This window comes from Ralstonia sp. UNC404CL21Col (assembly GCF_000620465.1).
Taxonomy (GTDB): Bacteria; Pseudomonadota; Gammaproteobacteria; order Burkholderiales; family Burkholderiaceae; genus Ralstonia; species Ralstonia flatus.
The window spans coordinates 136,650-158,395 of sequence record NZ_JIBE01000003.1; the positions used below are offsets into that span (position 1 = coordinate 136,650).

The 21,746-nt window shown below is 62.5% G+C and carries 24 protein-coding genes; 14 read left to right on the top strand and 10 right to left on the bottom strand.

Features of this window, described 5'->3' with window-relative positions:
- Window positions 1-68 precede the first annotated feature (68 nt).
- Window positions 69-1,310, bottom strand: a complete 1,242-nt coding sequence (locus N511_RS0100675) for a pyridoxal phosphate-dependent aminotransferase (protein WP_009277534.1) — start codon at window positions 1,308-1,310, stop codon at window positions 69-71.
- A 296-nt stretch (window positions 1,311-1,606) separates the two neighbouring features.
- Between N511_RS0100675 and N511_RS0100680 the strand changes: the two genes are divergently transcribed.
- The 12 genes from N511_RS0100680 (at window position 1,607) to N511_RS0100735 (ending at window position 13,482) form a co-directional block, all read left to right on the top strand.
- On the top strand, window positions 1,607-1,987 hold the full coding sequence (locus N511_RS0100680) for an Mth938-like domain-containing protein (protein WP_027677539.1): 381 nt from the start codon (window positions 1,607-1,609) through the stop codon (window positions 1,985-1,987).
- 4 nt (window positions 1,988-1,991) lie between these two features.
- A complete protein-coding gene (locus N511_RS0100685; RefSeq protein WP_027677540.1) occupies window positions 1,992-3,662 on the top strand; it encodes a glycosyltransferase family 39 protein in 1,671 nt (556 codons plus the stop codon).
- A 126-nt stretch (window positions 3,663-3,788) separates the two neighbouring features.
- On the top strand, window positions 3,789-4,160 hold the full coding sequence (locus N511_RS0100690) for an SMR family transporter (protein WP_012761830.1): 372 nt from the start codon (window positions 3,789-3,791) through the stop codon (window positions 4,158-4,160).
- A gap of 40 nt (window positions 4,161-4,200) precedes the next feature.
- Window positions 4,201-5,361: a DegT/DnrJ/EryC1/StrS family aminotransferase gene (locus N511_RS0100695; protein ID WP_027677541.1), complete on the top strand. Its 1,161-nt coding sequence runs from the start codon at window positions 4,201-4,203 to the stop codon at window positions 5,359-5,361.
- Window positions 5,362-5,368: 7 nt separating this feature from the next.
- A complete protein-coding gene (locus tag N511_RS0100700) occupies window positions 5,369-6,364 on the top strand; it encodes a glycosyltransferase (RefSeq protein ID WP_027677542.1) in 996 nt (331 codons plus the stop codon).
- A complete protein-coding gene (locus tag N511_RS0100705; RefSeq protein ID WP_027677543.1) occupies window positions 6,361-7,302 on the top strand; it encodes a formyltransferase in 942 nt (313 codons plus the stop codon). The genes N511_RS0100700 and N511_RS0100705 overlap by 4 nt, the downstream gene beginning before the upstream one ends.
- A gap of 16 nt (window positions 7,303-7,318) precedes the next feature.
- On the top strand, window positions 7,319-8,377 hold the full coding sequence (locus tag N511_RS0100710; protein ID WP_027677544.1) for a bifunctional UDP-4-keto-pentose/UDP-xylose synthase: 1,059 nt from the start codon (window positions 7,319-7,321) through the stop codon (window positions 8,375-8,377).
- A gap of 22 nt (window positions 8,378-8,399) precedes the next feature.
- Window positions 8,400-9,293: a 4-deoxy-4-formamido-L-arabinose-phosphoundecaprenol deformylase gene (locus N511_RS0100715; protein WP_027677545.1), complete on the top strand. Its 894-nt coding sequence runs from the start codon at window positions 8,400-8,402 to the stop codon at window positions 9,291-9,293.
- A gap of 94 nt (window positions 9,294-9,387) precedes the next feature.
- Window positions 9,388-9,852 carry a peroxiredoxin gene (locus N511_RS0100720; protein ID WP_009238321.1) on the top strand — a complete coding sequence of 155 codons (465 nt, stop codon included), beginning with the start codon at window positions 9,388-9,390 and terminating at the stop codon, window positions 9,850-9,852.
- Window positions 9,853-10,318: 466 nt separating this feature from the next.
- Window positions 10,319-12,046: a PhoH family protein gene (locus N511_RS0100725; RefSeq protein ID WP_027677546.1), complete on the top strand. Its 1,728-nt coding sequence runs from the start codon at window positions 10,319-10,321 to the stop codon at window positions 12,044-12,046.
- A 119-nt stretch (window positions 12,047-12,165) separates the two neighbouring features.
- Window positions 12,166-12,591, top strand: a complete 426-nt coding sequence (locus tag N511_RS0100730) for a hypothetical protein (protein ID WP_027677547.1) — start codon at window positions 12,166-12,168, stop codon at window positions 12,589-12,591.
- 141 nt (window positions 12,592-12,732) lie between these two features.
- Complete coding sequence (locus N511_RS0100735) at window positions 12,733-13,482, top strand: C40 family peptidase (protein WP_027677548.1); 750 nt, start codon at window positions 12,733-12,735, stop codon at window positions 13,480-13,482.
- A gap of 81 nt (window positions 13,483-13,563) precedes the next feature.
- On the opposite strand, the gene N511_RS0100740 is transcribed toward N511_RS0100735, so the two are convergent.
- From N511_RS0100740 to N511_RS0100780, 9 genes are all read right to left on the bottom strand, one after another.
- A complete protein-coding gene (locus N511_RS0100740) occupies window positions 13,564-14,574 on the bottom strand; it encodes an inorganic phosphate transporter (protein ID WP_004626498.1) in 1,011 nt (336 codons plus the stop codon).
- 14 nt (window positions 14,575-14,588) lie between these two features.
- Entirely contained in the window at window positions 14,589-15,215 is a 627-nt protein-coding gene (locus N511_RS0100745; RefSeq protein WP_027677549.1) for a DUF47 domain-containing protein, read from the bottom strand.
- Between the two features lie 147 nt (window positions 15,216-15,362).
- Window positions 15,363-16,751, bottom strand: a complete 1,389-nt coding sequence (locus N511_RS0100750; protein ID WP_027677550.1) for a replicative DNA helicase — start codon at window positions 16,749-16,751, stop codon at window positions 15,363-15,365.
- A gap of 142 nt (window positions 16,752-16,893) precedes the next feature.
- The gene (gene rplI / locus N511_RS0100755) at window positions 16,894-17,346 is read right to left on the bottom strand and encodes a 50S ribosomal protein L9 (protein ID WP_027677551.1); all 453 of its coding nucleotides are present in this window, start codon (window positions 17,344-17,346) and stop codon (window positions 16,894-16,896) included.
- 24 nt (window positions 17,347-17,370) lie between these two features.
- Window positions 17,371-17,649, bottom strand: a complete 279-nt coding sequence (gene rpsR / locus N511_RS0100760; protein WP_037022304.1) for a 30S ribosomal protein S18 — start codon at window positions 17,647-17,649, stop codon at window positions 17,371-17,373.
- Between the two features lie 12 nt (window positions 17,650-17,661).
- Entirely contained in the window at window positions 17,662-17,988 is a 327-nt protein-coding gene (gene priB, locus N511_RS0100765) for a primosomal replication protein N (protein WP_027677552.1), read from the bottom strand.
- Window positions 17,989-18,029: 41 nt separating this feature from the next.
- Complete coding sequence (gene rpsF / locus N511_RS0100770; protein ID WP_027677553.1) at window positions 18,030-18,398, bottom strand: 30S ribosomal protein S6; 369 nt, start codon at window positions 18,396-18,398, stop codon at window positions 18,030-18,032.
- 93 nt (window positions 18,399-18,491) lie between these two features.
- Window positions 18,492-19,484, bottom strand: a complete 993-nt coding sequence (locus tag N511_RS0100775; RefSeq protein ID WP_027677554.1) for an asparaginase — start codon at window positions 19,482-19,484, stop codon at window positions 18,492-18,494.
- A gap of 137 nt (window positions 19,485-19,621) precedes the next feature.
- Window positions 19,622-20,398: a ferredoxin--NADP reductase gene (locus tag N511_RS0100780; protein WP_027677555.1), complete on the bottom strand. Its 777-nt coding sequence runs from the start codon at window positions 20,396-20,398 to the stop codon at window positions 19,622-19,624.
- A 253-nt stretch (window positions 20,399-20,651) separates the two neighbouring features.
- Between N511_RS0100780 and lexA the strand changes: the two genes are divergently transcribed.
- Both lexA and N511_RS0100790 read left to right on the top strand, forming a co-directional pair.
- On the top strand, window positions 20,652-21,302 hold the full coding sequence (lexA, locus tag N511_RS0100785) for a transcriptional repressor LexA (protein WP_027677556.1): 651 nt from the start codon (window positions 20,652-20,654) through the stop codon (window positions 21,300-21,302).
- A gap of 120 nt (window positions 21,303-21,422) precedes the next feature.
- On the top strand, window positions 21,423-21,608 hold the full coding sequence (locus tag N511_RS0100790; RefSeq protein WP_027677557.1) for a hypothetical protein: 186 nt from the start codon (window positions 21,423-21,425) through the stop codon (window positions 21,606-21,608).
- The last annotated feature ends 138 nt before the right edge of the window (window positions 21,609-21,746 follow it).

The window sequence follows — 21,746 nt, forward strand, 5'->3', positions numbered from 1 at the left end:
AGCAAAAAACACACAGGGCAGACGCCTCGGTCTGCCCCGCAAGTGACTGATCTGGCGGAAGACCGATCTTATGCGGCCCGGATGCCAGTACCGTGACGTTGACGGTACCGCTCCAGGAAGCGCGCAATTCGACCAATCGCTTCACGAAGATCGTCTTCGTGCGGCAGGAAGACGATGCGGAAGTGGTCTGGCGAGTGCCAGTTGAAGCCCGTGCCCTGCACCAGCAGCACACGCTCTTCTTCCAGCAGCTGGCGGATGAAGGTCTGATCGTCTTCGATCGGGTACACGGCCGGGTCCAGGCGCGGGAACATGTACAGCGCAGCCTTGGGCTTCACGCACGTCACGCCGGGGATCGCCGTGATCAGCTCGTGCGCCAGGTCACGCTGACGGCGCATGCGGCCGCCCGGCGCCACCAGGTCTTTGATGCTCTGGTAACCGCCCAGCGCAGTCTGGATCGCCCATTGGCCCGGCACGTTGGCGCACAGGCGCATCGACGACAGCATGTTGAGGCCTTCGATGTAATCCTTGGCCGGGCGCTTGTCACCGGACACGACCATCCAGCCCGCGCGGTAGCCGCACGAACGGTAGCTCTTCGACAGGCTGTTGAACGTCACGGTCAGCACGTCTTCCGACAGCGAGCCGATCGCGGTGTGCTTGTTGTCGTCGAACAAGACCTTGTCGTACACCTCATCGGCGAAGATCACCAGGCCATGCTCGCGCGCAATGGCAACGATGCCGAGCAGCAGTTCGTCCGAATACAGCGCGCCGGTCGGGTTGTTCGGGTTGATGACGACGATGCCCTTGGTGTTGGGCGTGATCTTGGCGCGGATGTCGTCCAGGTCCGGCATCCAGCCATTGGCTTCGTCGCAGGTGTAGTGCACCGGCGTGCCGCCCGAAAGGCTCGTCACGGCGGTCCACAGCGGATAGTCGGGAGCCGGCAGGAGCAGCTCGTCGCCGGCGTCGAGCAGCGCGTTGGTGGCGAGCGAAATCAGCTCGGACGCGCCATTGCCCAGATAGATGTCGTCCAGCGTGACGTTCTTGATGCCCTGTTCCTGCGTGTAGTGCATCACCGCCTTGCGCGCCGCGAAGATGCCTTTGGAATCCGAATAGCCGGCCGAATTCGGCAGGTTACGGATCATGTCCAGTTGGATCTCTTCCGGCGCATCGAAACCGAATGGGGCGAGGTTGCCGATATTCAGCTTGATGATCTTGTGGCCGTCTTCTTCCATCTGCTTGGCCTTTTCGAGCACGGGGCCGCGAATGTCATAGCAGACGTTGTTGAGCTTGGCGGATTTCTGGATCGTTTTCACGGGCAAGGCGGCGATGGGCGACGTTGAACGGGCTTGAACTACGGGCATTCTGTGGCACAGCACAGCGGCGACGGTAACGCCACACAGCGGCAGGCACCGCTGCGCTTATTCCTTGCCGGGCATCGCTTATGGCGCGGCGGGCGAAGGAGAGAAAAAGATATAATTTAGCCCATTATGACAGACTTAGGCGGGCATTTTTGCAACGCAGCGAAACCCGCCCGGACGTCTGAAACCTAGCGCCCTGCCAGCGTGCCGCCGCATGCGCCGCAGGCATCGCGCCCGATGGGATTCCCGCCTTGAAGCTCCATTCATCCGATTCGTCGACCATCCTCAATACCGTCACCGGCTATGGCGACGGGTATATCGAAATCAACAAGGTGCGCTACGAGCACTCCGTGCTGGTGATGCCCGAGGGCGCCGTGGTGCCGTGGGACCTTGCGCGCTTTGAGGACCTGACGCCCGAACATTTCTCCCGCCTGCTCGAACTCGGTGCCGAAGTGGTGATCTTCGGGACAGGCAACAAGCTGCGTTTCCCGCATCCGCGGCTGACGGTGCCGCTCACCGAGAAGCGCATCGGCGTGGACGCCATGGACCTGCAGGCCGCCGGCCGCACTTACAACATCCTAATGCTGGAAGGCCGCAAGGTGGCCGCCGCCCTGCTGATCGAGCGCGCCTGACCGCATGTCGATCGACCGCACCGCCCAAGCGCCCACCCTCCCCTGGCGCAACGCTTCCCTTTGGCTGCTGGCCGCTGCGTTCCTGGCCGTCTGGCTCGGTACGCTGGGCTACCGGCACCTGATTCCCACCGACGAAGGCCGCTACGCCGAAATTGCGCGCGAGATGTTCGTCTCCGGCGACTGGGTGACCATCCGTTACAACGCCCTGAAGTATTTCGAGAAGCCACCACTGCAGATGTGGGGCACCGCGCTCGCCTATACGTTGTTCGGCATCGGCGACTGGCAGGCGCGGCTGTTCACCGCGCTTTCCGGCATCGTCGGCATTGTTTTCACGATGCTGGCGGCGGCGCGCTGGTGGGGCAGGCGGACGGCCGTCATCAGTGGGCTGGTGCTGGCGAGTGCGCCTCTGTGGAATGTGGGGTCGCACTTCAATTCGCTGGACATGGGGGTGGCCGGCTGCATGACGATGGCGCTGGGCTCGCTGTTGCTGGCGCAGCATCCGAATGCGACGCGCGCGCAGCAGCGCGGCTGGATGTGGGCCTGCTGGGCGTCGATGGCGCTTGCGGTATTGAGCAAGGGCCTGATCGGCGTGGTGCTGCCAGGCTTCGTGCTGGTGGTCTATACGTTGGTCGCGCGCGACTGGGCGCTCTGGAAGCGCCTGCATCTCGTGACTGGGCTGATCATCTTCTTTGCCGTGGGCGCGCCTTGGTTCGTGTTGATCTCCATGCGCAACCCGGAATTTGCCTGGTTCTTCTTCGTGCACGAGCATTTCCAGCGCTTCACGTCGACCGTGCACAACCGCAATGCGCCGTTCTGGTATTTCGTGCCGCTGCTGGTGGCCGGTTTCCTGCCTTGGCTAGCGCAATTGCCCGGCGCCGCACGCCTGACCATGGCGCGCGCCGAAACCGCCAGCAACGGCTTCCGCCCGACGCTGGTGCTCGGCCTGTGGGCCGTCCTGATCTTCGCGTTTTTCAGCATTTCCGACTCGAAGCTGCCGGGCTACATCTTCCCGATCATTCCCGCGCTGGCGATTCTGGCGGCCCTGGTACTGGAGCAAACCAGCGAGCGCGCGTGGCGCTGGCAACTCAGGGCCTTCCTGGCGCTTGCGCTGGTCGGCCTCGCAGCCAGCGGTTACGTGGCGACGATGTCGTCCGGCATGTACCCGAATGCAGTGTTTTCCCGCTTTGCGGTATTCCTGGCCGTGGCATTCGCGGCGGGAGCTGCGTTCACGTGGCTCGCCATTCGCTTGGCAGGCCGGCGCTTCGAGAGCGTCGTCGCGTTTGCGTGCGCGTGGTTCCTGACGTTTACGGCGGCGATGCTCGGCCACGAAGCCTTTGGGCGCTCGATGTCGGGTATCGATCTCGTGCCTGCCGTCCGGCCGTGGCTCAAGCCCGACGTGCCGTTCTATGCGGTGGAGCGTCTGGACCATACAATGCCGTTTTACCTCGGCAGGCCCACCATCATGGTGCAGGAACCCGACGAATTGGCCTTCGGCGTGGCGCAGGAGCCGACCAAGTGGGTGCCGACCACCGAAGCGTTCGTGGCGCGCTGGAAAGCCGGCGACCAGGCCGTCGCCATGATGGGGCCGGGGACCTATGATCGACTGACGGCCCAAGGCGTACCGATGATCGTGATCGCCCGCGATGCCCGCCGCGTCATCGTCCGGCGCAACTAGGTTTTACCGCCACGGATTCTCGAAAGGGGCGCGCAAGCGGAATTGTCGTAACATGCGCCCCGGCGGCGGGATTGAGAATGTTCGTACGGGGAAACCGCCGCAGTCTGCAAAACATCAAAAGAACACATGAATCTGGTCACTTTCGGGCTGATCCTGACGGGCGTCATGCTCAATGCCTGCGCCCAACTGCTGCTCAAGGCGGGCGTCAACAACATCGGCCGCTTTGCGTTTTCGGCTGACAACATCCTGCCGATCGGCATCAAGCTTGCAACGCAGTGGCCCATCATTGGGGGGCTGTCGTGCTACGTCATCTCGGTGGTGGTGTGGATTCTCGGGCTGTCACGCGTGGATGTGACCATCGCGTATCCGATGCTGTCGCTGGGCTACGTGGTCAACGCCTTCCTGGCGTGGTATCTGTTTGGCGAAGTGCTGACGGTGCAGCGCCTGATCGGCATCGCGATCATTCTCGTCGGCGTCCTTGTGCTGGCTCGTTCGTGAGCCGATCCGCTCACACCCAGCCTCCAACCTCATTCAAGTCATGACGCAAACCACCGCCACTGCCGAGCTTCCCTTCCTACCCTTCGTGCGCCCGACCATTGACGAAGCGACCATCGCTGCCGTGGCCGATGTGCTGCGCTCGGGCTGGATCACGTCGGGGCCCAAGGTCGCCGCATTCGAAGCCGCGCTGTCGGAATACTTCGGCGGCCGTATCGTCCGCACATTCGCCAACGGCACGGCCACGATGGAAGTCGCGCTGCGCATCGCGGGTATCGGCCCTGGCGACGAAGTCATTACGACGCCGATCTCGTGGGTCGCCACCTCCAACGTGGTGCTGACGGTCGGCGCCAAGCCTGTCTTCGTCGATATCGACCCCGTGACGCGCAACATCGACCTGGACAAGGTCGAGGCCGCCATCACGCCGCGCACCAAGGCGATCATTCCGGTCTATCTGTCGGGGCTGCCCGTCGACATGGACCGTCTGTACGACATCGCCCGCCGCCACAAACTGCGCGTGGTGGAAGACGCCGCACAGGCCATTGGTTCGCGCTGGGGCGACAAGCGCATCGGCGAGATCGGAGACCTGGTCAGCTTCAGCTTCCAGGCCAACAAGAACATCACGACCATCGAAGGCGGCGCGCTGGTGCTCAACACACCCGAAGAAGCCGTGCTGGCCGAAAAATATCGCCTGCAGGGCGTCGTGCGCACCGGCTTTGACGGCATGGAAGTCGATCTGGTGGGCGGCAAGTTCAACCTGACCGACGTGAATGCGGTGATCGGCCTGGGGCAGTTCGCTCAGCTGGAAGCCGTCACTGCCCGACGCGCTGCGCTGGCCCGCCGCTACTTTGCCGGCATGCGCGCAGCCGACATCGAGTCGTTCGGCGTCGAACTGCCGGTGGAGAACTTTACGAATACCAACTGGCACATGTTCCAGATCGTGCTGCCGCTGGACCGCCTGAAGGTCGATCGCGCCGGGTTCATGGCCGGCCTGAAGACGCTGGGCATCGGCGCGGGCGTGCACTACCCGCCGATCCACCTGTTCAAGCTCTATCGCGAACTCGGCTGGAAGCCGGGCATGTTCCCGGTGGCCGAGCGCATTGGCCGTGCCATCGTTACGCTGCCGATGTTTGCCGGCATGGAAGATTCCGATGTGGATCGCGTGGTCAGCGCGGTCCGCCAACTTTGCGCCCAGTACCAATAATCCAATAATGAAGACACCCGCTCTCTCGGTCGTCATTCCTGTTTACAACGAAGAAGACGGGCTCGCCGCGCTGTTTGCGCGTCTGTATCCCGCACTCGACGCGCTCGGCATCTCGTATGAGGTCGTGTTCGTCAACGACGGCAGCCGCGACCGCTCCGCCGCCATGCTGGCCGAACAGTTCCGCGCGCGTCCGGACAGCACGCGCGTCGTGCTGTTCAACGGCAACTACGGCCAGCACATGGCCATCCTGGCCGGCTTCGAACATGCGCGCGGCGAACGCGTCGTCACGCTCGATGCCGACTTGCAGAACCCGCCGGAAGAAATCGGCCGCCTGGTCGAAAAGCTCGACGAAGGCTACGACTACGTCGGCACCATCCGCCGCGTGCGCCAGGACAGCTGGTTCCGCCGCACCGCGTCGCGCGCAATGAACTCGCTTCGCGAGCGCATCACGCACATCAAGATGACCGACCAAGGCTGCATGCTGCGCGCCTACAGCCGGACCATCGTCGACACCATCAACCGCTGCCGCGAAGTCAACACCTTCATCCCGGCGCTGGCTTACACCTTCAGCAAGAACCCCACCGAAATCGAAGTCGACCACGAAGAGCGCTTCGCGGGCGAGTCGAAGTACTCGCTGTACAAGCTCGTACGCCTGAATTTCGATCTGGTGACGGGCTTCTCGGTGGTGCCGCTGCAGTGGTTCTCGGCGATCGGGATGCTGCTCTCGTTCGCCTCGGCGGTCCTGTTCATTCTGCTGGTGATACGCCGCTTCGTCCTGGGCGCGGAAGTCCAGGGCGTGTTCACGCTGTTCGCCATCACGTTCTTCCTGATGGGCGTACTGCTGTTCGGTATCGGCTTGCTCGGCGAGTACATCGGCCGGATTTATCAACAAGTGCGCGAGCGCCCGCGCTATCTGGTGCAGGGCGTGCTGGAAGAAACCTCGCACCTGCATGAAGCCGGTGCCGCCGACCTGAAGACGGGCACGCAGCGAGGTGTTGCATGAGTGCTGACGCCCAACGGCGCGCCGTCGTTTTCGCGTATCACAACGTCGGCGTGCGTTGCCTGCGCGTGCTGGCCGCGCGCGGCATCCAGGTGGAACTCGTCGTCACGCATGAGGACAACGCTGCGGAAAATATCTGGTTCGGCAGCGTGCGCGCCACCGCACAGGAATTAGGTATCCCCTTCATCACGCCGGACAACGCAAACGGCGAAGACCTGCAAGCGCGCATCGCCGCCATTGCGCCGGACTTCATCTTTTCGTTCTATTACCGGCACATGATTCCGATGCGCCTGTTGAGCCTCGCCAAATTTGGCGCGTTCAACATGCACGGTTCGCTGCTCCCCAAGTACCGCGGCCGTGTGCCCATCAACTGGGCGGTGCTGCACGGCGAGACCGAAACCGGCGCCACACTGCACGAAATGGTCGAAAAGCCGGATGCCGGCTACATCGTCGACCAGACCATCGTGCCGATCCTGCCGGACGACACCTCACACGAAGTGTTCGAAAAGGCCACTGTTGCGGCCGAGCAAACCCTGTGGCGTGCGCTTCCCGCGATGATTGCCGGGCAAATCCCGCAGCACCCGAACGTACTGGCCAACGGCAGCTACTTTGGCGGCCGCAAGCCCGAAGACGGCCGCATCGACTGGTCCAAACCGGCACAGCAGGTCTACAACCTGATCCGCGCCGTCGCGCCGCCCTACCCCGGCGCCTTTACGGACGCCGGCGGCGAGCGCTACGTTGTCGCGCGAGCCCGTCTGGCGCATCAAAACTTTACGAATTTGCCGCCGGGCTTGCACGTCGTGGATAATGCGATGTTCGGCGTGTGCGGCGATGGGGGAGCCATCGCCATCCACGAGCTCTGGCGTGTCGAGCCCCAAGCTGCCAGCGGAACGTCCGTCGTGACCGCGCAGCAGCTCGCCAGCCAGCTCGCCCTCTCCTGATCTTGAGTTTGCCTTCATGAAAAAAGTACTGATCCTCGGCGTCAACGGCTTCATCGGCCACCACCTGTCCAAGCGCATCCTGGAGACCACCGACTGGGAGGTCTACGGCATGGACATGCAGACCGAGCGTCTGGGCGACCTGATCAACCACCCCCGCATGCATTTCTTCGAGGGGGACATCACCATCAACAAGGAGTGGGTCGAGTATCACGTGAAGAAGTGCGACGTGATCCTGCCCCTGGTGGCAATCGCCACGCCGTCGACCTACGTCAAAGACCCGCTGCGCGTGTTCGAGCTGGACTTTGAAGCCAACCTGCCGATCGTTCGCTCGGCTGCTAAGTACGGCAAGCATCTGGTCTTCCCGTCGACCTCCGAGGTCTACGGTATGTGCAGCGATTCGGAATTCGATCCGGAAGCCTCGCCGCTGATCTACGGCCCCATCAACAAGCCGCGCTGGATCTACGCCTGCTCCAAGCAGCTGATGGACCGCGTGATCTGGGGTTACGGCATGGAAGGCCTGAACTTCACGCTGTTCCGTCCGTTCAACTGGATCGGCCCCGGCCTCGACTCGATCTACACCCCGAAGGAAGGTTCGTCCCGCGTGGTGACGCAGTTCCTTGGCCACATCGTGCGCGGTGAGAACATCAAGCTCGTCGACGGCGGCAGCCAGAAACGCGCGTTCACGTATATCGACGACGGCATCGACGCGCTGGTGCGCATCATCGCCAACAAGGACGGCGTCGCCTCGGGCAAGATCTACAACATCGGCAACCCGTCGAACAACTACTCGGTGCGTGAACTGGCCAACATGATGTTGGAACAGGCCGCCCAGATCGACGAGTACAAAGACACTGCCAAGCAGGTCCAGCTGGTGGAAACGACTTCCGGCGCCTACTACGGCACCGGCTACCAAGACGTGCAGAACCGCGTGCCGAAGATCACCAACACCATGGAAGACCTCGGCTGGAAGCCGACCACGGTGATGAAGGACGCGCTGGCGAACATCTTCGAAGCGTATCGCACGCACGTGGCTGAAGCCCGCAGCCTGGTCGAAGACGGCAACGGCAACAAGTAAAGGCAACACCCCGCGCAGGTTCATGGCTCTCATCGTTCTCAAGATCGACGTCGACACCCTGCGCGGCACCCGCGAAGGCGTGCCCAACCTCGCGCGCATGTTGCGCGAGCACGAGGCGGGCGCGACCTTCCTCTTCAGCCTCGGACCGGATCACACCGGCTGGGCGCTGCGTCGGGCCTTCCGTCCCGGCTTCCTTAAAAAGGTTTCCCGCACGTCGGTCGTCGAGCATTACGGCTTTCGTACGCTGATGTATGGCGTGCTGCTGCCCGGCCCCGACATCGGCCGCAAAGCCGCTGCCGAAATGCGAGCCATTGCCGAGGCAGGTTTCGAGACAGGCATTCACACGTGGGATCACGTGCTCTGGCAAGACAACGTGCGCCAGCGCGATGCCGGCTGGACCGCCCGCCAAATGGCCGCCGCTCATGCGCGCTTCATCCAGGTATTCGGCAAGCCCCCCGTGACCCACGGTGCCGCCGGCTGGCAAATGAACGATCACGCGTTCCGCCAGATCGACAACTGGGGCATGGCCTACGCCTCCGACGGCCGGGGCACGCATCCGTACATCCCGAGCGTTGACGGCAAAGCGCTGAACCACGTGCAATTGCCGACCACGCTGCCCACGCTGGACGAACTGATCGGCGTGGAGGACATCACCCTCGACAACGTCGCCCGGCACATCCTGAAGATGACCGAGTCCGACCGCGACCAGGTCTTTACGTTGCATGCGGAACTTGAAGGGCAGAAACTCGCCCCGATCTTCCGCGAGTTGCTGCGAGGCTGGCGCGCGCAAGGCCATCGGCTCGGGTCGATGGGCGATTACTACGCAACGCTCGATCGCAGTACCCTGCCCGTGCAGCCCGTTACGTGGGGCGAAGTTGCCGGCCGCAGCGGCAGCCTGATCGTTCAACCGGCCTGATCCTTCCGATCGCCGGTTTGGCGGCTGGCGCAGTGCCTCAGCATTGCTCGTCCACGAGCTTCCTGTCTCTTCCCGAGGTTTTCCGGAACACACCATGCCCGTCACGATCGACAAGCCTCTTCCCGATTTCTCCGCACCAGCCACCAGCGGCATCACGTTTTCGCCGGCATCGCAGCGCGGCAAGATCGTCGTGCTGTATTTCTATCCGAAGGACAACACGCCCGGCTGCACCACCGAGGCGATGAATTTCCGCGACCAGTACGACGCCTTTGAGGCCGCCGGCGCTGTGGTGTTCGGCATCTCACGCGACAGCCTGAAATCGCACGAAAACTTCAAGGCGAAACTCGAGATGCCGTTCGAGCTGATCTCCGACGCCGACGAAGCCGTCTGCAACATCTTCGACACGATCAAGATGAAGAAGATGTACGGCAAGGACGTGCGCGGCATCGAGCGCAGCACCTTCCTCATCGACAGCAAGGGCGTGCTGCGCAAGGAATGGCGGGGCGTGAAGGTGCCCAACCACGTGGACGATGTGCTGGCGGCGGTGCGGGCGTTATAACTGCGCGTAAAGCCGATCGCGCACGAAAGCGCCGTGCACGGCATGCAGGCGCTTGCTTTTCCGTTGATTTCGTCATCAATCGTGGCGCAGTTTGGACGGCGCCACACGTCATGTGTGACGGATTGCAAATCACAAAAGCTTCCGATACAGTCGGAACCGATGAGTACGAAATCCGGATGCCATTCCGATAGCCCACGACGGTACCGGCGGCCAAGTTGGCCTGATACCGCTTCTGCGTTTTTCCCGGCAAACAGGCTGGGCAGAACGTCCGAATCGTGCAGCTTGTCGTGGCGTTCATCCAGGCCGCCTCACCTCTCGCAGGTCATGGCGGCTTTTTTGTGGCCGTCGCCCATGCATCAAACCCTGCGACGCGCCCATCCGTTTTCCCATGCTTTCCGCCAGCACCGCCTCGCCATGTGCGCGGGCGGTGGTTCGTCGTTGTTCCACCCAGAGAGGTAATCGAAGCATGCCGCTGCCGACCATGCCCACCCAGCCAGCCCAATTGCTTGACCCGGCTGAATTCAAGCCTTTCGGCAAAGCCGGAAAGCCGAAGGCGGGTCAGGAACCTCGAAAACCGGTGCCAGCGCTCGAGCGCGAGGCGCTGTCAGAAACGGGCCGTGCGCAACCTAAACGCAATGCCGCCAGCACGGCCCGCGCCCGCTCGGGCGAAGCGTCTCCCATGGCAAAAGACAGTTCGCGCGAACATGCGGGCATTCTCGCCAAGGCCGTCGACAAAGTAAGCGCGACAGGCAAATCGACCGAAACAGCCGCCCGCCGCCGCACGCGCCGCGACGAGGGGCCCACCAAGCTGTTCGTGCTCGACACCAACGTGCTGATGCACGACCCGACATCGCTCTTCCGTTTTGAAGAGCACGACGTCTATCTGCCGATGATGACGTTGGAAGAGCTGGACAACCACAAGAAGGGCATGAGCGAAGTCGCGCGCAATGCCCGCACGGTGAGCCGCACGCTTGACCAGCTCGTGGGGGGCACCGACGGCGTCATGGACGACGGCCTGCCGCTTGCCAAGCTGGGTAACCGCGATGCGCAGGGGCGCCTGTTCTTCCAGACGCGCCTGAACGACATCAAGCTGCCCGATGGGCTGCCGCAGGGCAAGGCGGACAACCAGATCCTCGGCGTGGTGGCCGCGTTGCAGCAGCAGCGTCCGGACCGATCGGTCGTGCTGGTGTCCAAAGACATCAACATGCGGATCAAGGCGCGCGCCCTCGGCCTGCCGGCGGAGGACTACTTCAACGACCGCGTGCTGGAAGACACCGACCTGCTCTACAGCGGCATCATGGCCCTGCCGGCGGACTTCTGGCAGAAGCACGGCAAGAACATCGAGAGCTGGCAGGACCCGAAGACGGGCACGACGTTCTACCGCCTGTCGGGCCCGCTGGTGCCGTCGTTCCTGGTCAACCAGTTTGTCTTCCTGGAGCCGAATGACGGCAGCCTGCCGCTGTATGCGCAAGTCAAGGAACTGAACGGCAAGACCGCCGTGCTGCAGACGCTCAAGGACTACACGCACCAGAAGAACAACGTCTGGGGCGTGACCGCGCGCAACCGCGAGCAGAACTTCGCGCTGAACCTGCTAATGCACCCCGAAGTGGACTTCGTTTCGCTGCTGGGTCAAGCCGGCACGGGCAAGACGCTGCTGGCACTGGCGGCGGGCCTGGAGCAGGTGCTGGATCAGAAGCTCTACAACGAGATCATCATCACGCGCGCCACAGTGCCCGTGGGCGAAGACATCGGCTTCCTGCCCGGCACGGAAGAAGAAAAGATGCAGCCGTGGATGGGCGCCTTCGACGACAACCTCGAGGTGCTGCAAAAGTCCGACGACAACGCCGGCGAATGGGGCCGCGCAGCCACGCAGGAATTGATCCGCTCGCGCATCAAGGTCAAGAGCATGAACTTCATGCGCGGCCGTACCTTCGTCAACAAGTTCCTGATCATCGATGAGGCGCAAAACCTGACGCCCAAGCAGATGAAGACGCTGGTCACGCGCGCGGGCCCTGGCACCAAGATCGTCTGCCTGGGGAACATCGCGCAGATCGACACGCCGTATCTGACCGAAGGGTCGTCGGGCCTGACCTACGTGGTGGATCGCTTCAAGGGATGGAGCCACAGCGGGCATATCACGCTGGCGCGCGGCGAGCGCTCGCGACTCGCAGATCACGCCTCCGACGTGCTGTAAAAATCACGCCGCGGCAAAATCCTCTGCCGCAAACCGTTATGCTATCAGGCTGCGCTTTTGCGCGGCCTTTTTTTTGCTGCACTCCGGGCACCTGTCTTTTTTCCCGATGGAGGACAAAGATGCCCATGCAGCCAAACCTGCAGACCCGATCGCGCTTGACCCTGACGTCGGCCGCGCTGGCGATGATGCTGTCCGCCGGCGCATCCGTTGCGCTCGCCGACGACCTCACGCCAAAGACCGCCGGCCAGATCAGCTACGTCTGCGGCGGCGTTGCACAGGACGAACAGCAGGCGCTGAACAGTGAGTCGCGCAACTACAACCTCTCTCTGCTATTCACCCAAGGCGCGCGCGGCGAGTATCTGGCCGATGTCGACGTCCAACTCACGCGGCACGGCAAGGAGGTCGCAAGCTTTCGCGCCGACGGCCCGCGCTGTCTGATCAAGGCACCGCCGGCCAGCTATAACGTCATCGCCACATACCAAGGCACCACCAAACGAGCAACGGTGCAGACCGGCAGCACGCGTAACGTCCAACTGCGCTGGTAAAACTGCCCGCAAAACGCGACGCCATCAGGGCAAAATTCGCAGACCCGCGCCCTGCTTGGCGTTGCGCCTCGCCAACACGCAGTTTGGCTTTCTGACGCGGCGCGCATAGCATGCTCGCTATCCGGACTCTCCTGATGGCGCATGCTGACGCGGTACAGCTCTTCCGATGGCACTACCCGACTCGCAGGCGCGGCTCTGCTTGCACTGGTCTGCCTGCTGTCCGCCTGCTCGTCGACACCCACGCGTTCCACCGCCTCCCGCGACCAAGGACTGCGCACACGCGGCGCGCCTATCCAGGATCCGAGCGCGGGTCTGGAAGAAATCTCCATCGAAGCCATGGCGCTGGTCGGCACGCCCTACCGCTACGGCGGCAATACGCCCGACAGCGGCTTCGATTGCAGCGGGCTCGTGCGCTACGTCGTGCAGCGCGCCGCTTCCGTGAACCTGCCGCGCACCGCCGCCGAAATGGGCCGCCGCGGCACCTCGCTCGACCGTCGCGAAGTTGCGTCAGGCGACCTCGTCTTCTTCAACACGACCGGCCAGCCCAATTCGCACGTGGGCATCTATGTCGGCCAGAATCGGTTTGTTCATGCACCGGCCACAGGTGGCACGGTGCGTCTGGAAGACATGACCAAGTCGTACTGGGCAAGCCGCTACATGGGCGCGCGCCGCGTCGTCGCCGCGAGCAACCTGCCGGATGGACCCGCGCCCGCCAACACGCCAATCACGCCGGCACCTGCCAGCCCTGCCCGCCCGATCGACGATGACCCGCTCGGCACCCTCGCCCGCACGCGCGAGGCCCAGGCTGAGAGCCTGATGTCGACGCGGATACCGCCGACTGCAACGCCGCCAGCGGACGACGACCCCATCGCGCGCTTCGCCACGCAATAGCGCATCGCTCGCGCCAATGCAAAACGCCCACCGGTTTGGTGGGCGTTTCGTTTTTCGCTGTAAATCAGCGGCCGGCTTTCGTTACAGGACGTGTCGACCAATCCACCAGGCGATCGCGGCCATGAACGCCGACGCGGGAATCGTCAACACCCACGCCCAGACGATGTTGCCTGCCACCCCCCAACGCACGGCGGAAGCTTTTTGCGCCGCACCGACACCGACGATGGCGCCCGTGATGGTATGCGTGGTCGACACCGGCACGCCCAACGCCGACGCGAAGAACAGCGTCATGGCGCCACCGGTTTCAGCGCAGAAACCGCCCACCGGCTTGAGCTTGGTGATCTTCTGCCCCATCGTGCGCACGATCCGCCAGCCGCCCAGCAGCGTACCCAGGCCAATCGCCACATAGCAGCAGACGATGACCCAGATCGGCGGTTCGGTTGCAGTAGCGGAGGCGTACCCACCGGCAATCAGCAGCATCCAGATAATGCCGATCGTCTTTTGCGCATCGTTGCCGCCGTGGCCAAGGCTGTACAGCGAGGCCGACAGCAACTGCAAGCGCCGGAACCATCGATCCACCTTGGATGGCGGCGTTCGGAAGAACAGCCAGGACACCGCCACCATCAAGAGCGAGCCGAGAATAAAACCCAGCAGCGGCGAAATCAGGATGAACGCCACGGTCTTGAGCAAGCCGCTGGCCACCAGCGAGCCCGTGCCAGACTTGGCCACAGCCGCGCCGACCAAGCCACCGATCAGCGCATGCGACGAGCTTGACGGAATGCCGTAGTACCACGTGATGATGTTCCACGCGATGGCGCCCACCAACGCTCCGAAGATGACGTAGTGATCGACGATGGACGGATCGATCGTGTCCCGCCCCACCGTGGTTGCCACCTTGAGGTGGAAGATGAAAATGGCGATCACGTTGCAGGCCGCAGCCATCGCTACTGCCTGCTGTGGCTTGAGCACGCCGGTCGACACCACCGTCGCAATGGAGTTGGCGGCGTCGTGGAAGCCATTCATGAAGTCGAACACGATGGCCAGCGCCACCAGTAGAACGACCACCCAGAGACTGATCTGAAGCGTATGCATGAGGCGTCGTCTCGTCAGGCGTTTTCGAGCACGATGCCTTCGATGATGTTGGCGACATCCTCGCAACGATCGGTGACGCTTTCCAGCTGCTCGTAGATGGCCTTCAGTTTGATCAACAGCTTGATGTCGTTTTCGGTGCGGAACAGCTTGGCCATGGCGGCGCGCATCACGCGATCGGCTTCCGACTCGAGGCGGTCGATTTCCTGGGCGATGGTCAGAATCTGACGGCCGTTGTTCATGTCGCTGAGCAGCGCGACCGCCTTGCGGACTTCCTCGCAGCACGCCACACAGATCGTCGCGAGCTGGCGCGATTCGTCCGTCAGGTTGGTCACGTCGTACAACGAGATGGTGAGCGACACGTCTTCCATCAGGTCAAGGATGTCGTCCATCGTCGTGATCAGCTTGTGGATCTCGTCGCGGTCGAGCGGGGTGATGAAGGTCTTGTGCAGCAGCTCGATCGTGTCATGCGTGATGCGATCGGCTTTCTTTTCAAAGTTCTGCACATTGCGTGCATGCATTTCGGCATTGGGCAAGTCATTGACCAGTTCCGTGAGCGCGTGGGCCGCCTTGACGGCGCACTCGGCGTGCTGGTTGAAGTACTCAAAAAACTTGCCTTCGGTGGGCATGAAGCGACCGAACATGATGATCCTTGGGAACGGAAAAAAGCAGGAGTCGTAAAAACAACGCCGGACGGGATCACCGCCGGCGCTGTCATTAAAACGCAATATTTTACCGGAACCGGCCCCGCGACACGCGGCACGTTGTGACCGGCCGACACGTATTACACGTTACGTATCGTTGTCAAAGAAGGCATTGCCCCCGGTGAAATTATCGAACTTCGTGTATTCACCCAGGAACGTGAGACGAACGGTACCAATCGGGCCGTTACGCTGCTTACCGATGATGATTTCGGCCGTCCCCTTGTCCGGAGAATCGGGGTTGTACACCTGGTCACGATAGATGAACAGGATCACGTCGGCGTCCTGCTCAATAGCGCCGGATTCACGCAAGTCCGACATCACCGGACGCTTGTTCGGACGCTGCTCCAAGCTTCGGTTCAACTGCGACAGCGCAATCACGGGGCAGTTGAGTTCCTTCGCCAGGCCCTTGAGAGAACGCGAGATTTCCGAAATCTCGGTCGCACGGTTTTCACCGCCGCCCGAGCCCGACATCAGCTGTAGGTAGTCGATGACGATCAGGCCGAGCTGCCCGCACTGCCGTGCAAGCCGGCGCGAACGCGCCCGCAATTCCATCGGGTTCAACGCGGGCGTCTCATCAATGAAGAGCTGCGCATCGTTCATCTTCTGGATAGCGTGCGTCAGGCGCGGCCAATCCTCGTCGAGCAGTCGGCCGGTACGCAGGCGGTGCTGATCCAATCGGCCGACGGAACCCAACATACGCATGGCGAGCTGCGTGCCCGCCATTTCCATCGAGAACACGGCCACCGGCAGGCCCTGCTCCACCGCAACGTGTTCGCCGATATTGAGCGAGAACGCCGTCTTACCCATCGAGGGGCGACCGGCAACGATGATCAGATCGCCGCCCTGCATACCGCTGGTCATGCGGTCGAGGTCAACGAAGCCGGTTGGCACACCGGTGATGTCGCTCTGGTTGTCGCGGTGGTACAGCTCGTCGATACGCTCGACCACCTGCGTCAGCAGCGGTTGGATTTCCAGGAAGCCCTTCTGCCCGCGCGAGCCCTCTTCGGCAATGGCGAACACCTTGGATTCGGCCTCATCCAGCAGCTGCCGCACGTCGCGGCCCTGCGGGTTAAAAGCGCCGGCGGAGATCTCATCCGCAATCGTCACCAGCTGGCGCAGCACACCGCGGTCACGAACAATTTCCGCATAGCGGCGGATGTTGGCGGCGCTCGGCGTGTTCTGTGCCAGGGCGTTGAGGTAGGCCAGACCGCCCACCTCTTCCGCCTTGCCGGCCGCCTGCAGCTGCTCGTACACCGTGATCACGTCGGCCGGCTTGGCCTGCGAGATCAGCTTGCCAATGTTGTGGAAAATCAGCCGGTGATCGTAGCGGTAGAAATCGTGCTCGTTGATGAAATCGGCAATGCGATCCCAGGCGGCGTTATCCAGCAGCAACCCGCCGAGCACCGATTGTTCGGCCTCGATGGAATGCGGCGGCACCTTGAGGGAATCGAGCTGGGGATCGGAGGGCGCGTTCATGGCGGGATTATAACGGCGCTGCTCAGTCTTCAATCTGAACCCCTGACACAAAGGACAACAAAAAAAGGCAGAGACTTTCGTCCCTGCCTTCTTGACTCGCGTCGACGGGTGACCCGGGCGCCGCGAGGTACTGCGTGCGTGCTTAGACTGACTCGCCCTGCACCGACACGTTCACGTCAACTGCCACGTCGGTGTGCAGCGACACGACGACCGGATGGTCGCCCACGGTCTTCAGCGGGCCGTTCGGCAGACGCACTTGCGCCTTCTCGACCTTGAAGCCTTGTGCAACCAGTGCGTCAGCGATGTCGTGGTTGGTAACGGAGCCGAACAGACGGCCATCCACACCAGCCTTTTGCGACAGTTGCAGCGTCAGGCCGTTCAGCTTTTCGCCTTCGGCTTGCGCAGCGGCCAGCTTTTCAGCAGCCAGCTTTTCCAGCTCAGCACGGCGGGCTTCGAATTCCTTGATGGCGGAATCGGTAGCGCGGCGGGCCTGCTTGTTCGGGATCAGGAAGTTACGAGCGTAACCGTCCTTCACGCGCACCACGTCGCCCAGGTTACCCAGGTTGACGACCTTCTCGAGCAGAATAATTTGCATTGTGAGTTCTCCTTATCCCGCTGATTAGTGCTTGTGCTGATCGGTGTACGGCATCAGCGCGAGGAAACGTGCGCGCTTGATGGCCGTGTCCAGCTGGCGCTGATAGATCGCGCGCGTGCCGGTCAGGCGGGCCGGGGTGATCTTGCCGTTCTCGCCGATGAAGTCCTTGAGCGTGTCCAGATCCTTGTAGTCGATCTGCTCAACGCCGGCCACGGTGAAGCGGCAGAACTTCTTGCGCTTGAACAACGGGTTTTGCTGCTGGAAGCGCTTCTTGTTCTTCGCGTCGCGCTGCTTCTTGTTCATGAATGCCATGATTCAATCCTTTACGAATACGTTACATCCGGAGATGTGAAAGACCAGTGCCTTACTGCTGCGATGCTTGCGAGCCAGGAATCCGACGCAATCCAGAACGGTGCCCGGAGCAATGCGATCCAGAACGGAAGCCATCTTGCCGGCCGCCAGTGCTTCCATCGAAAACTCGATCTGTCGCACTGTCTGCGCTTCGATCACCTGTCCGCTGTAGGCAAGCAGACAATTGACGATCGGCACGCCGGCTGGGGTGTATCGCATCACCTCGCGCTCGACCAAAGTGGCGACGAGCTGCAGATGGTTGATGGCGTTGTCCCCGTGGGCTTCGTTCATGCTGGCGATGCGCGATCAGGCTTGCGCAGCACCGCGCGGCATCAGGCGGCCTGTTCGGTCTGAGCAGCGGCCTTCTTGGCCTCTTCGCGTGCGACTTCCTTCATCATCGGCGACGGAGCCGTTTCAGCCTTCTTGGTCTGAACGATGAGGTGACGCAGCACGGCGTCGTTGAACTTGAACGCGTGCTCGAGTTCAGCCAGGGTTTCCTTGCCGCACTCGATGTTCAGGCACACGTAGTGAGCCTTCGCGAGCTTCTGGATCATGTAGGCCAGTTGACGACGACCCCAGTCTTCGACGCGGTGCACTTGGCCGCCTTGCGTGGTGACCGTGCTCTTGTAGCGCTCGATCATCGCGGGCACTTGCTCGCTCTGGTCCGGATGGACGATGAATACGATTTCGTAATGACGCATTGACGCTCCTTGTGGATTAAGCCGCCCGGGCGTCACACTCCGGTGCAGCAAGGTTAGTTAGCCTGCCATTATACGCAGGCTTTGGCGATTTTTTCAATATCGATCAATGACTTGCTGCAGGGAGGCAACTTCTGCCTGGGCGCGGCCCGATGCCAGAAGCAACGTCAGCAGCACACGCGCCTTATATGGATTGAGCGAACCGCTTGCTGCCCAGCGTTCCGCACCCGGCTGCGCGGGCACCACGCCGGCACCGGTACGGGTTGAGCGCACAACGAAAACACCCTGCTGACTGGCCCGGTTCAGCGCCGCTTCAAGATTGGCGTGGATGGAGCCGGCCCCCGTTGCGGCAATCACCAGCCCCTTCACCCCGGCATTGACCAACGCATCGACCACACGCGCATCAGGCTGCGCATAGCTCGCCAGCACTTCAACCCATGGCCACTGGCCCGCCGGCGGCATCGGCAAGACGTCTTCCGCAGCCACGCGCTGCGCTGCCCGCTGAAACTGCACCTGGGCGTCGAGCACGAAACCCAGCGGCCCCGCATCCGGCGAGACGAACGCCTCCACCGCATAGGTGTGACCCTTCTGCACATCGCGTGCGGCATGCACCCGCTGGTTAAGCGCGACGAGAACGCCGCGCCCGCGGGCAGACGGGCTGGCCGCCAGCCGCACCGCATTCAGCAGATTCAACGGACCATCCGCCGACAGCGACGTCGACGGCCGCATCGCCGCCGTCAGTACGATCGGCGTATCGGTCTGCTGCGTCAGGTGCAGCAGCATCGCGGTTTCTTCCAGCGTGTCGGTGCCGTGCGTGATGACCACGCCGTCCACACGCTCGACGTCGATCCAATGACGGATACGCGCCACCAGCTTTTCCCATACGTCGAACGTCAGGTCCTTGCTGTCGATCTGTGCGACCTGTTCGGCGCGCACGTTGGCGAGGCGCTCCAAACCGAGCTTGCTGGCAGCGAGCAGTTGATCGATGGGGACGGCGCCAGCGCGATAGCGTGCGGCGGAGCCAGCGTCGTCGGCAGAGCCGGCGATCGTGCCGCCGGTGGCGAGGATGGCGATGGTAGGCAAGGACATCGTTGCAGACATGCGTGGTGGGCAAGGCGCGCATTGTAGCCGCCCGCCGCGCCTTTGCCGACGCGGGATTGCCCGGGGCGCCGACAAAAACAAAACGCCGGCACACAGGCCGGCGTTTGCAGCAGAAGCCGTATCGATTATTTCTCGACGAAGGCGCGCTCGATCACGTAGTCGCCCGCTTCGCCCATACGCGGCGAGATCTTGAAACCGCGGGCGTCGAGCAGCTTGCAGGTGTCTTCCAGCATGGCCGGGCTGCCGCAGATCATGGCGCGGTCGACTGCCGGGTCCATCGGGGGCAGGCCGATGTCGGCAGACAGCTTGCCGCTGTCGACGAGGTCCGTCAGGCGCCCCATGTTGCGGAACGGCTCGCGCGTGACGGTGGGGTAGTAGATCAGTTTCTCGCGCACCTGATCGCCGAAGAATTCGTTGTTCGGCAGCTCGCTGGTGATGAAGTCGGCATAAGCCAATTCACTCACCTGGCGCACGCCGTGCAGCAGCACGACCTTCTCGAAGCGCTCGTAGGTATCCGGGTCCTGGATGATGCTCATGAACGGCGCGAGACCCGTGCCGGTACCGAACAGGTACAGGTTCTTGCCGGGCAGCAGGTCATCCAGCACGAGCGTGCCGACGGGCTTTTTGCTCACCAGCAGCTTGTCGCCCACCTTCAGATGCTGCAGTCGCGACGTCAGCGGACCGTTTTGCACCTTGATGCTGAAGAACTCGAGGTGCTCTTCGTAGTTCGGGCTCGCGATGCTGTAAGCGCGCATCAGCGGCTTGCCTTCGACCTCCAGCCCGATCATGACGAAGTGGCCGTTATGGAAGCGCAGCGCCTGGTCGCGCGTGGTCTTGAAGCTGAACAGCGAGTCATTCCAGTGATGGACGCTCAGAACGGTCTCTTGATTGAAGGCGGACATGGTGACATTCGGGCCAACCCAATGAAGCTCAATCGGGTTATGTGGCGATGCAAAAATCGGTCAAGGCCTTGATTTTATGCGATTCCCTGCAGCCGCGCCTGCATGGATTGCGCATAAGCTTCTAACCAGTCGCGTAGGTTTTGACGACGATCAGAAGGACCGGGCGCGCGCGCAACAGGTCACAACAAAATCACTTGCGCTTCCTGCGTCACTGTATAAAATCACAGCACCTGTTCAAATATACAGTACGCCGATGGCCACCCTCACCCCCCGCCAACAGCAGATTTACGACCTGATCCGCCAGACGATCCAGCGCACGGGCTTTCCGCCCACGCGCGCCGAGATCGCCGCGGAGTTCGGCTTCTCGTCGCCCAATGCGGCCGAGGAACACCTGCGCGCGCTGGCACGCAAGGGCGTGATCGAACTGACGCCGGGCGCCTCGCGTGGCATTCGGCTGCGGGCGGCAGGCGACACGGCGCAGCATCAGTTCTCGCTGCCGTCGATGGGATTGATGCAACTGACACTCCCGCTGGTGGGCCGCGTGGCCGCCGGTAGTCCGATCCTGGCTGCAGAGCACATCGATCGCCAATATCAGGTGGATCCGTCGCTGTTCTCTGCACAGCCCGATTTTCTGTTGAAGGTGCGCGGCATGAGCATGCGCGACGCCGGCATTCTGGATGGCGACCTGCTGGCCGTGCAACGTGCCGCCGAAGCCACCAACGGCAAGATCGTCGTGGCCCGACTTGGCGATGACGTCACGGTCAAGCGCTTCCAGCGCAAGGGCCGCCATGTCGAACTGATTGCCGAGAATCCCGATTTCGAACCGATCCACGTTGATCTGGATCGTGATGAGTTTCACCTGGAGGGCTTGGCCGTCGGTCTGATCCGGCCTGCCGCTCCATAAAGTCTTCGGCGCATCTCCGCGCCAAATCTTCGCTGTTTGATCCAACCTGGAGGTGAGCCATGGGCTCGCCAGGGCGGAGTCTTGTCACTCGCTTTTCCACCCGAACTCACGAGGTCTGCCATGCGACTCGGATCGATGTCTTCCCGCCGCCGCCCGGTACAGCCGGTGCCCTTCCGCCAAACCCAGGGCGTGCGCATCTATCAGGGGGAGCAGCGCCGTACGATGGTCGGCAGCATGGCCGCCATCTGCCGCATGCTGGATGCGATCCCGGTGGCCTCACGTGCCGCTGGGGCGGAAAGCTGCTGAGGAAAAGAACGACGGGCAAGGACCGCAAACCGCGTCGCGGCGCCCGATCAGGGCATACCCCAATGCTGCCGCCGCAACTGATTTCATACACTTGCCGTGCCCTGAGGACAGGGCTTTCTTCAACTGATTTTCGGCCCG